At 66.6% G+C, this 9,806-nt stretch carries 12 protein-coding genes and 2 pseudogenes; 2 read left to right on the forward strand and 12 right to left on the reverse strand.

From position 1 onward, the window contains the following. Positions 1–54 precede the first annotated feature (54 nt). From truA to AC5Y4N_RS20780, 9 genes are all read right to left on the reverse strand, one after another. Complete coding sequence (truA, locus tag AC5Y4N_RS20740; RefSeq protein WP_499911308.1) at positions 55–927, reverse strand: tRNA pseudouridine(38-40) synthase TruA; 873 nt, start codon at positions 925–927, stop codon at positions 55–57. Positions 928–931: 4 nt separating this feature from the next. Next, positions 932–1,546 carry a 50S ribosomal protein L17 gene (gene rplQ, locus AC5Y4N_RS20745; RefSeq protein WP_499911306.1) on the reverse strand — a complete coding sequence of 205 codons (615 nt, stop codon included), beginning with the start codon at positions 1,544–1,546 and terminating at the stop codon, positions 932–934. 27 nt (positions 1,547–1,573) lie between these two features. Continuing rightward, complete coding sequence (locus tag AC5Y4N_RS20750; RefSeq protein ID WP_499911304.1) at positions 1,574–2,629, reverse strand: DNA-directed RNA polymerase subunit alpha; 1,056 nt, start codon at positions 2,627–2,629, stop codon at positions 1,574–1,576. A gap of 97 nt (positions 2,630–2,726) precedes the next feature. Then, positions 2,727–3,332 (reverse strand): 30S ribosomal protein S4, encoded by a 606-nt coding sequence (gene rpsD / locus AC5Y4N_RS20755; protein ID WP_499911301.1) that lies wholly within the window; start codon positions 3,330–3,332, stop codon positions 2,727–2,729. A gap of 27 nt (positions 3,333–3,359) precedes the next feature. After that, positions 3,360–3,785, reverse strand: coding sequence for a 30S ribosomal protein S11 (gene rpsK, locus AC5Y4N_RS20760; protein WP_499911298.1), 426 nt, complete (start codon positions 3,783–3,785; stop codon positions 3,360–3,362). A 3-nt stretch (positions 3,786–3,788) separates the two neighbouring features. Continuing rightward, positions 3,789–4,163: a 30S ribosomal protein S13 gene (gene rpsM / locus AC5Y4N_RS20765; RefSeq protein ID WP_499911296.1), complete on the reverse strand. Its 375-nt coding sequence runs from the start codon at positions 4,161–4,163 to the stop codon at positions 3,789–3,791. Positions 4,164–4,345: 182 nt separating this feature from the next. Continuing rightward, complete coding sequence (rpmJ, locus tag AC5Y4N_RS20770; RefSeq protein WP_003879483.1) at positions 4,346–4,459, reverse strand: 50S ribosomal protein L36; 114 nt, start codon at positions 4,457–4,459, stop codon at positions 4,346–4,348. Positions 4,460–4,527: 68 nt separating this feature from the next. After that, on the reverse strand, positions 4,528–4,749 hold the full coding sequence (gene infA, locus AC5Y4N_RS20775; protein ID WP_003418601.1) for a translation initiation factor IF-1: 222 nt from the start codon (positions 4,747–4,749) through the stop codon (positions 4,528–4,530). A gap of 272 nt (positions 4,750–5,021) precedes the next feature. Beyond that, complete coding sequence (locus AC5Y4N_RS20780; protein ID WP_499911294.1) at positions 5,022–5,294, reverse strand: hypothetical protein; 273 nt, start codon at positions 5,292–5,294, stop codon at positions 5,022–5,024. A gap of 159 nt (positions 5,295–5,453) precedes the next feature. Between AC5Y4N_RS20780 and AC5Y4N_RS20785 the strand changes: the two genes are divergently transcribed. Both AC5Y4N_RS20785 and AC5Y4N_RS20790 read left to right on the forward strand, forming a co-directional pair. Continuing rightward, on the forward strand, positions 5,454–7,118 hold the full coding sequence (locus tag AC5Y4N_RS20785) for an NAD(P)/FAD-dependent oxidoreductase (RefSeq protein WP_499911292.1): 1,665 nt from the start codon (positions 5,454–5,456) through the stop codon (positions 7,116–7,118). A gap of 10 nt (positions 7,119–7,128) precedes the next feature. Further along, positions 7,129–8,589, forward strand: a complete 1,461-nt coding sequence (locus tag AC5Y4N_RS20790) for an ATP-binding protein (protein ID WP_499911289.1) — start codon at positions 7,129–7,131, stop codon at positions 8,587–8,589. Positions 8,590–8,619: 30 nt separating this feature from the next. On the opposite strand, the pseudogene AC5Y4N_RS20795 reads toward AC5Y4N_RS20790, so the two are convergent. The 3 genes and pseudogenes from AC5Y4N_RS20795 to AC5Y4N_RS20805 all read right to left on the reverse strand — a co-directional run. Then, positions 8,620–8,811 (reverse strand): annotated as a pseudogene (locus tag AC5Y4N_RS20795) (SDR family oxidoreductase); the annotation flags it as partial. Between the two features lie 57 nt (positions 8,812–8,868). Beyond that, the gene (locus AC5Y4N_RS20800) at positions 8,869–9,231 is read right to left on the reverse strand and encodes a hypothetical protein (RefSeq protein WP_499911288.1); all 363 of its coding nucleotides are present in this window, start codon (positions 9,229–9,231) and stop codon (positions 8,869–8,871) included. Positions 9,232–9,601: 370 nt separating this feature from the next. Then, positions 9,602–9,806, reverse strand: a pseudogene (locus AC5Y4N_RS20805) (hypothetical protein); the annotation flags it as partial.

The raw sequence follows: 9,806 nt of genomic DNA on the forward strand, positions 1-9,806 counted from the left end.
GCTGATCGTGGCCGGAGGTGAACCGGGCGGGGTTACTGATCGGGCTGTCCTGAACTACTCGCGGGTGCGCAGGTCACGGGTGATCAGTATCCGGGCCGCGAGTTCGCCGTCGGGCGGGTAGTCGACCCCCGCCAACGTGAGGCCACGCGCAGGTGCGGCCGCGAACGCACTCGACCGCCGGGTCGAATTCAGCAGGCTTGCAAGCCATTCCGCGCTGCGGCGGCCGTCACCCACCGCCAGCAGTGCCCCGACCAGCGATCGCACCATCGACCAACAGAACGCGTCGGCGCTGACGTGGGCGGTGACGAGGTGGCCGTCGCGGGTCCACTCCAGCCGCTGCAGATCCCGGATTGTCGTCGCACCGGCGCGAGGCCGGCAGAATGCCGCGAAGTCGTGAAGTCCCAGAAGTTGTTTCGATGCCGCCGTCATCGCGTCGACGTCCAGTTGCCGCGGCCAGGCCGTCACATACCGCGACAGTTGCGGTTCGACGCCGTACGGTGCGGTCGACAACCGGTACTCGTAGTGGCGGCGCAGTGCCGAGAAGCGGGCGTCGAATCCGTCGGGCGCACGGACGATGTCGCGGACGCGCACGTCGTCGGGTAGGAAGCGGGCGAGCCGGCGCACCAGGGGAAGGAACTCGGGCTCACCCGCGGATATCCGGCGCGGCCGGGCGTGACCGAGCGCGCTCGCGGGCAAGTCGACGTGCGCGACCTGGCCAGTGGCGTGCACTCCGCTGTCGGTGCGACCGGCGCCGAAGACCCGCACCGGCCTACGGAACACCGTCGACAGCGCCGAGTCGAGCACTCCGGCGACCGTGCGGTGCTGGCCCTGCACCGCCCAGCCGGTGAAATCCGTTCCGTCGTAAGCAATGTCGAGGCGAAGACGAACGAACCCGCCATCGGTTTCGATGGCGGGTTCGTCGCGCATGACGTTAGGACTCGTCGTCGGTTTTCTGCTCCTCGGCCGAGGCCTCGTCGGTGCTTGTCGACTCCTCGGCCGAGGCCTCCTGAGCCTCCTCGATCGCGGCGTCTTCTGCCTCGACGTCAGCCACAGTCTCGGTCTGCGGACCAGCCGTCGCCTCCGGCTCCACCGCCGCCTGCGGTGCGGCCGCAGCGGCAACCGGCGCCGCCTTCTTGGCGGCCTGTGACGCCGCGGCCCGCCTGGCGCGATCGGCCTCCGACGTGACCGTCTTCTCCCGCACCAGCTCGATCACCGCCATCGGCGCGTTGTCGCCCTTGCGCGGCTCGACCTTGATGATGCGGGTGTAGCCGCCGTTGCGGTCGGCGTAGAACGGCCCGATCTCGGCGAACAAGGTGTGCACGACGTCCTTGTCCCGGATCTTCTTGAGCACCTCACGCCGGTTGTGCAGCGTGCCCTTCTTCGCGTGCGTGATCAGCTTCTCCGCGTACGGCCGCAGCGCCCGGGCCTTGGTCTCGGTGGTCTTGATGCGGCCATGCTCGAACAGCGAGGTGGCCAAGTTGGCCAAGATCGCCTTCTGGTGCGAGGACGACCCGCCGAGGCGAGGGCCCTTGGTGGGCTTGGGCATTGCTCAGTCTCCTTGTTGCAAAGCGGATTACAGCTGCTCGGTTTCGGCGTAATCCTGGTCGTTGTCGAAGTCGTACGACGCCGAATCACCGTGCCAGGTGCCGGTGGCTGCGTCGTAACCGGCGACCTCGGACGGGTCGAAACCGGCCGGGCTGTCCTTGAGCGACAGGCCCAGCTGGTGCAGCTTGACCTTGACCTCGTCGATCGACTTCTGGCCGAAGTTGCGGATGTCCAGCAGGTCGGACTCGGTGCGGGCGACCAGCTCGCCGACGGTGTGGATGCCCTCGCGCTTGAGGCAGTTGTACGAGCGCACCGTCAGGTCGAGGTCGTCGATCGGCAGCGCGAACGACGCGATGTGGTCGGCCTCCGCAGGTGACGGCCCGATCTCGATGCCCTCGGCCTCCACGTTGAGTTCCCTTGCGAGACCGAACAATTCGACCAGCGTCTTGCCCGCCGACGCCAATGCGTCGCGGGGGCTGATCGAATTCTTGGTCTCGACGTCGAGAATCAGCCGATCGAAGTCGGTGCGCTGCTCGACGCGGGTGGCCTCCACCTTGTAGGTGACCTTGAGCACCGGCGAGTAGATCGAATCGACCGGAATGCGGCCGATCTCGGCGCCCGACGCCTTGTTCTGCACGGCCGGCACGTAGCCGCGGCCCCGTTCGACGACGAGCTCCACCTCGAGCTTGCCCTTGTCGTTGAGCGTCGCGATGTGCATGTCCGGGTTGTGCACGGTCACGCCGGCAGGCGGCACGATGTCACCGGCGGTGACGTTGCCCGGGCCCTGCTTGCGCAGATACATCGTCACGGGCTCGTCTTCTTCCGACGAGACCACCAGGCCCTTGAGATTGAGGATGATGTCGGTGACGTCCTCTTTGACGCCGGGCACGGTGGTGAACTCGTGCAGCACGCCGTCGATGCGAATGCTGGTCACGGCCGCGCCGGGAATCGACGACAGCAGCGTGCGGCGCAGCGAATTGCCAAGTGTGTAACCGAATCCCGGCTCCAGCGGCTCGATGACGAACCGCGATCTGTTGTCGGCGACAACCTCTTCGCTCAGTGTGGGTCGCTGAGAAATCAGCATGTGTTTCTTCCTCCTTCACGGCACCCGCTATTTGATGCCGCGTCCCTTCCCCGCGAGCGGGGAAATTTCGGCCGCCATCCGGACGGCCGAAAGTCCTTTACTTCGAGTAGAACTCGACGATGAGCTGCTCGGTGAGCGGCACGTCGATCTGCGCGCGCTCCGGCAGCTGGTGCACGAGGATGCGCTGACGCTCCCCGACCACCTGCAGCCAGCCCGGAATCGGCCGGTCCCCTGCGGTTTCCCGCGCGATCTGGAACGGCACCGTGTTCAGGGACTTGTCGCGCACGTCGATGATGTCGTACTGCGACACCCGATAGCTGGGCACGTCGACCTTCACGCCGTTGACGGTGAAGTGCCCGTGGCTGACCAGCTGGCGGGCCATCCGGCGGGTGCGTGCCAGCCCGGCGCGGTACACGACGTTGTCCAGCCGGCTCTCCAGGATCTGCAGCAGCTCCTCGCCGGTCTTGCCGGGGCGGCGTACCGCTTCTTCGTAGTACCTGCGGAACTGCTTTTCCTGCACGCCGTAGGTGAAGCGCGCCTTCTGCTTCTCCTGCAGCTGCAGCAGGTATTCGCTTTCCTTGATCCGCGCGCGGCCGTGCTGGCCGGGCGGATAAGGCCGCTTCTCGAACGCTTGGTCGCCGCCGACGAGGTCGACGCGCAGACGCCGAGACTTGCGAGTGATGGGTCCGGTGTAACGAGCCATGAAGTCCTTCTCCTCCTACCCCAGGCCCTAGACTCTCCGCCGCTTCGGCGGCCGGCAGCCGTTGTGCGGCTGCGGGGTGACATCAGCGATCGCGCCGACCTCCAGGCCGGCGGCCTGCAGCGAGCGGATTGCGGTTTCGCGGCCCGAACCCGGGCCCTTGACGAACACGTCGACCTTCTTGACGCCGTGCTCCTGTGCCTTGCGGGCGGCGTTCTCGGCGGCCAGCTGCGCGGCGAACGGGGTCGACTTGCGGGACCCCTTGAAGCCGACATGTCCCGATGACGCCCACGCGATCACGTTGCCCTGCGGGTCGGTGATCGTGACGATCGTGTTGTTGAACGTGCTCTTGATGTGCGCGGCGCCGTGCGGGATGTTCTTCTTCTCCCGGCGGCGGCCCTTTTGACCCTTCTGCCCCTTCTTCGGAGCAGTCGCGCCCTTTTTTGCTGGTGGCATCGGTTACCTGGCCTTCTTCTTGCCGGCGATGGTGCGCTTGGGGCCCTTACGGGTGCGCGCGTTGGTCTTGGTCCGCTGGCCGCGCACCGGAAGTCCGCGCCGGTGGCGCAGGCCCTGGTAGCAGCCGATCTCGATCTTGCGGCGGATGTCGGCCTGCACCTCGCGACGCAGATCGCCCTCCACCTTGAGGTTGGCTTCGATGTAGTCACGCAGTTGCGTCAGCTGCTCGTCGGTGAGGTCCTTGGTGCGCATGTCCCGGTCGATGCCGGTGGCGGCCAGGATTTCGTTGGAGCGGGTGCGGCCGATGCCGTAGATATACGTCAGCGCGACCTCCATGCGCTTGTCGCGCGGCAGGTCGACGCCCACAAGACGTGCCATCAGGCGGTGTCCTTCTTCTCTAGCGGAGGTCTGATCCCAGCCCGTTCCCTGCTCTGCAGGGGCCCGGCCTCCGGTCCGGACGTGCATGAGCGCGTATCGCTCACTGGTGCTGGGAGGTCTGCATTCAGTTGTTGGGCAGCGAGGGCTTGACTAGCCCTGTGCTCTGGTCTTCGCGCAAGCGCTCATCCCTGCCGCTGCTTGTGGCGTGGATCGGAGCAGATCACCATGACCCGCCCATGCCGACGGATCACCCTGCACTTGTCGCAAATCGGCTTCACGCTGGGGTTGACCTTCACGGCTGTATTCGATCCTTCTTGCTTTGTCGGTGACTCGCGCAAGCGCTCGTCACACCCAGTTTGTCGGGTTACTTGTACCGGTACACGATGCGGCCGCGGGACAGGTCGTACGGAGACAACTCCACGACCACCCGGTCCTCGGGCAGGATGCGGATGTAGTGCTGCCGCATCTTGCCACTGATGTGGGCGAGCACCTTGTGACCGTTCTCCAGCTCAATGCGAAACATCGCATTGGGCAAAGGCTCGACCACGCGACCCTCGACCTCTATGGCGCCGTCCTTCTTTGCCATAACCTCCGCAATCCCTAACTCCGGCTGCGATGGGCGCTCCGCGCGGAGCCTCCCATCAAGTGCAGTTTTCGCCCCGACTTCGAAACGTGGGCGGGACGCGGAATCATTCCGGAATTCCGCGAGATGCCAGGGCACGCAGGAGCCGGCGCGGTTGCCGCACCGTTGCTCCACGATACCGGGTCGACGGGCGCAAGCCAAAATTGTCCCGCGGCGGCCGCCGCGGCGCTTCTACCTGGACGCCCCGGCGTTCCCGCGACCGCCCAGGCGCCCGGTCACAGCAGGTTGCTGTACTGGGGGCAGCGCGTCGAAACCACCGTGTCGATGACGTTGTGCACGTCGAACGAGCTGGTTCCCGCCTCGACGAGCATCCGCGCGGAGATCGGGCGAGCCGCCCCGCGAATCACCAGCCCGGACGCTTCGGCGCCGTACGCGTCGCAGACCGCCTGGTACGGGTCGAGGGGCATCGCGTGCCCCACCGACGGTGTCAGCAGCCCGGCAGCTGTCAGCGAGCCCGCGGCCGTCAGGGCTGCGATGGTCTTTCTCATCGCGGTTCTCTCTGTCGTCGGAGGCAAACGACCCGATGCCGCTCGCTCTCCTCGAGATTAAAGCAGCCCGCACCACGCTCGCGTCGCTTCGCTGCCTTGGGCCGACGGCCCCGGGCAGGCCGGCGAACGAGAGGGCGCGTGGGCGCATACTTGACAGCGATGACTGGACCTTCCCAGCCCCGTAAACCCGTCATTCTCACCGTCGACGACGATCCCGCCGTGTCCCGAGCGGTCGCCCGCGATCTCCGCCGTAAATATGGCGAGCACCATCGCATCATCCGCGCCGAATCCGGCCCGGACGCGCTTCAGACATTGCACGAGCTCAAGCTGCGCGGCGACACCGTGGCAGTTTTCGTCGCCGACTACCGCATGCCGCAGATGAGCGGCATCGAATTCCTCGAAGAGGCGATGGACATCTACCCACTGGCCCGACGGGTACTGCTCACCGCCTATGCGGACACCCACGCCGCGATCGAGGCCATCAACGTCGTCGACCTCGACCACTACCTCCTCAAACCGTGGGACCCGCCGGAGGAGAAGCTCTACCCGGTGATCGACGCGCTGCTCGACGCGTGGCGGGCAGCCGGTGACCGGGTGATCCCCCACACCAAGATCATCGGTCACCCGTGGAATGCGAGATCGACGCACGTGCGCGAGTTCTTGGCGCGAAATCAGTTGTACTACACATGGTTTCGCGCCGACGAACCCGAGGGGCAGCGCCTTCTGGAAGCTGCCGGCGAGGACGGTATGACGCTACCGGTGGTGATCACCGAGCAGGGCGAGACACTGGTCGACCCCGCTGATGCCGAGCTCGCGGCGACCCTCGGGCTCACCACCACGCCGGCCGAGGATTTCTACGACTTGGTGGTGATCGGCGGCGGCCCGGCGGGGCTGGCGGCGGCGGTGTACGGCGCGTCCGAGGGCCTCAAAACCGTGCTGATCGAACGCACCGCGACCGGCGGCCAAGCCGGCCAGAGCTCGCGGATCGAGAACTACCTCGGCTTCCCCGACGGGGTTTCAGGTGCCCAGCTGGCGGACCGCGCCAGGCGCCAGGCCGAGAAGTTCGCCGCGGAGCTCATCACCGCCCAGGAGGCCGTCGCGTTGGAGGTCAAGGGCGCGGCCCGCAGCGTCAGACTGTCCGACGGTCGCTCAATCGGTGCGCGGGCGGTGATCTTGGCCACCGGGGTGTCGTATCGCCAACTGCCCGCCGACGGCTGCGATCGATTGACCGGCGTCGGGGTGCACTACGGGGCGGCGACGTCGATCGCCGCTGAATGCGACGGCGAAGAGGTGTACGTCATCGGCGGGGCCAACTCGGCCGGCCAGGCCGCGGTGAACCTGGCCAAGCACGCGAAGTCGGTGACGCTCGTCGTGCGCGGTCCGTCGCTGGAGTCGTCGATGTCGTACTACCTGATCCAGCAGATCGACGCCATCGACAACATCAAGGTCAGGACCTGCACGGTGGTCACCCAGGCATGCGGCGACGACAGACTCGAGAAGTTGGTGCTCGAAGACCGGCGCACCGGCGCGATCGAGGAAGTGACGTGCGGGCGGATGTTCATCTTCATCGGTGCCGAGCCGCGCACCGACTGGCTCGACGGCGTGGTGGCTCGCGACGACCACGGCTTCGTGCTGGCCGGCCCCGACTTGAAGAACGTGTGCGGCTGGACGCTCACCCGCCCGCCGCACCACCTGGAAACAAGCGTGCCCGGTGTCTTCGTTGCAGGTGACGTGCGAGCCCAGTCCGCCAAGCGCGTGGCGGCCGCTGTCGGCGAAGGGTCGATGGCCGTGATGCTGGTGCATCGATACTTGGCCGAGGCGTAGGAGAGACAGCATGGGTGAGAACTGCCTGCCCGACGAGCTGCGGACGCTGTTCTTGTTCGAGGCGCTGTCCGACGAACAGCTCGCGACCCTGTGCAAGGACGGCCACATCGAAACCTTCGAGCCCGGCCCGATCTGCGTCGAAGGTGAGCCGGCCACATGCTTCTATGTGCTGCTCGACGGCGAGCTGGTGATGTCGAAGCGCTCCGGCGGCGTCGACATCGAAACCAACCGCACCTCGCAGCGCGGCGTGTACTGCGGGGCCTGGTCGGCGTACGTGCCCGGTGAGGAGCACGTCTACGAAGCGTCCGTGCGCGTGACCCGCCCGTCGCGGTTCTTCGTCCTCGACGCCGACGCCTTCGCCCGCTTCATGCAGGCCGAGTTTCCGATGGCCGTGCACCTGCTCGAGGGGCACAAGGTCGGCGGGCTGCGGCAACGCCAGATCATCGGTCAGCGTGAGAAACTGCTCGCGCTGGGCCAGATCACCGCCGGGCTGACCCACCAGCTCAACAATCCCGCCGCCGCGATCACCCGTGACGTGGCCAACCTGCGCGACAACGTCGGCAAGATGCGGCACAAGCTCGCGATGCTCGCCGACGGCAAGTTCACCCCGGAGGCACTGCGCGTCTTGGTCGGCATCCAGGAGGAGGTCGCCGAGCTGGTCGCCAAAGCCAAGCCGGTGGAGCTCACAGCGCTGGAGACCTCCGACCGTGAGGACCAGATCGGCGACTGGCTCGAGACTCACGGCATCGCCGGTGCATGGGACTACGCGCCGACGTTCGTCGAAGCCGGCCTGGACATCGACTGGCTGGAGCGGGTGTCCGCGTCGATCGAAGACGTGGACGCGACGGCGTCTCTGCAGGGGGCAGTCGGTTGGCTGAAATACACGATCGACACCGAGCTCGCGGTGAACCGGATCACCGAGGCCAGCAAGCGCATCTCGGTGCTGCTGGCCGGGGCCAAGCAGTACTCGCAGATGGACCGGGCGCCGTATCAGGCTTCCGATGTCCACGAGCTGCTGCACAGCACGCTGATGATGTTCGGCGACCGGGTGGGCAAGGACAACCCGATTCGGCTGGTCAAGGAATACGACAAGTCGCTGCCTGAAATCCACTGCTACCCAGGCGATCTCAACCAAGTCTGGACCAACATCATCGAGAACGCGGTACAGGCGATGGACGGCGCCGGCACGCTGACGGTGCGGACCATGCGCGAGAACGACGACCACATCCGCGTCGAGATCTGCGACGACGGACCCGGTATCCCGGACGAGATCGTCGACCGCATCTTCAACCCGTTCTTCACCACCAAGCCGTACGGCGAAGGCACCGGGCTCGGCTTGGACCTGGCGTGGCGGATCGTCGTCGAGAAGCATCACGGCAACCTGCGCGTCGAATCCGAGCCGGGCAACACGCGCTTCATCATCGTGTTGCCGTTGGTGGCGCCCGCACCTGATGCGCCCAATCCTGAGTAGTCCCCGCCATTCAGATGAAACTGACCCGCCGTCGACGGGATTCTCGGCGTCCAAGCCGTCGGCTGCGAGGACGTCGGTCAGCGCGTCGGTGAAGCTCGCGGTGACAATGGTGTCCGGTCATACGCAGTTCACCCGAATGCCTTCTCGTGCAGGGCTTTTCGCGAGATTCTTGGTGACGCCGCTCAGTGCGGCCTTGGATGCGGTGTAGGCGACGACCGCCGGTCACGACCGTGGCGCCGGCCAATCCGAGGTCCACCCAGTCTCCTTTCCGGTGAAGCGCTAGTCGTCCAGGACCGACGCAATCACGTCGGGTGTGACGCCGATCCCGCGCAAAAAGAACTGCTTCGTGTGCCGACGCGCCCCACCGCCCGTCCGGTCACCGGTGATCCACTGCCGCTGGGTGCACACCCACACCACGCCGTGAATGGCCTCCGCGTCGGCCTCGGGATCCACGCCACGGAAATATCCTGTTTCCCTTCCCTTTTCGAGTTGCTCGATGAGCGGTCGCAGCATTTCGCCGAACGCCGCCGCGACCTTGTCGGGCGAGGCGAACATCTGCGATTGCGCCTCGATCGAGAAGTGGCGCAATTCGGACGTGTTGCGCTCGTCGAACGCCGGGTCCAGTCGCGCGTCGATCCACATGCCACCGCCTCAACGGGATTGGCAGCGGCTGCCATGCGGGCTCGAAGCCGCGACGTTTCGGCCCGCGCCGAGATTCGTCGATGCCGCGCTGCACATCGACTGGCGCGGGCGGGTGTCGGTCGTTCGTCGACGACGTCGGCGCGGCGTGGTTAGCAGGGCGCGATCGGGCGGCTGCGATGCACGATCGAGCACGTGACGATGGCAGCGGAGGTCACGCGGATCGTGACGACGGCACTTCGAGAAGGCCGTCGGTGAGGTCGGGCGGCGAGGCGGACCCTGCGGTTGATGCGTCGACTGTGGACGAATTCCGCTGTGTGCCAATCAGTTACGAGTCGACGCGGTGGCGATGCCCGACGCTGGGCGACATACGTCAGTTGTTTGTCGGTGGTGGTTGGGGTTGGAAGGGTTGGTACCACCACCACTGGGCGCGTTCGCCGGTGGGTCCGGGGCATGGTGGGACCGCGGGCGGGGGGTGCTTGGGTGGGCGGGCCAGCGAGGCGGCGCTCAATGGTCGGCCGTCGCTGTCGGTGACGGTCAAGGCGTCGGCGGGTCCGGTGATGGTGATGGCGCCGCGG

The organism is Mycobacterium sp. NGS19 (genome assembly GCF_059813155.1).

Coding starts and splice junctions, on each gene's coding strand:
- truA (WP_499911308.1), bottom strand. CDS start 927: ATGCGCGACGAACCCGCCATCGAAACCGATGGCGGGTTCGTTCGTCTT.
- rplQ (WP_499911306.1), bottom strand. CDS start 1,546: ATGCCCAAGCCCACCAAGGGCCCTCGCCTCGGCGGGTCGTCCTCGCAC.
- AC5Y4N_RS20750 (WP_499911304.1), bottom strand. CDS start 2,629: ATGCTGATTTCTCAGCGACCCACACTGAGCGAAGAGGTTGTCGCCGAC.
- rpsD (WP_499911301.1), bottom strand. CDS start 3,332: ATGGCTCGTTACACCGGACCCATCACTCGCAAGTCTCGGCGTCTGCGC.
- rpsK (WP_499911298.1), bottom strand. CDS start 3,785: ATGCCACCAGCAAAAAAGGGCGCGACTGCTCCGAAGAAGGGGCAGAAG.
- rpsM (WP_499911296.1), bottom strand. CDS start 4,163: ATGGCACGTCTTGTGGGCGTCGACCTGCCGCGCGACAAGCGCATGGAG.
- infA (WP_003418601.1), bottom strand. CDS start 4,749: ATGGCAAAGAAGGACGGCGCCATAGAGGTCGAGGGTCGCGTGGTCGAG.
- AC5Y4N_RS20780 (WP_499911294.1), bottom strand. CDS start 5,294: ATGAGAAAGACCATCGCAGCCCTGACGGCCGCGGGCTCGCTGACAGCT.
- AC5Y4N_RS20785 (WP_499911292.1), top strand. CDS start 5,454: ATGACTGGACCTTCCCAGCCCCGTAAACCCGTCATTCTCACCGTCGAC.
- AC5Y4N_RS20790 (WP_499911289.1), top strand. CDS start 7,129: ATGGGTGAGAACTGCCTGCCCGACGAGCTGCGGACGCTGTTCTTGTTC.
- AC5Y4N_RS20800 (WP_499911288.1), bottom strand. CDS start 9,231: ATGTGGATCGACGCGCGACTGGACCCGGCGTTCGACGAGCGCAACACG.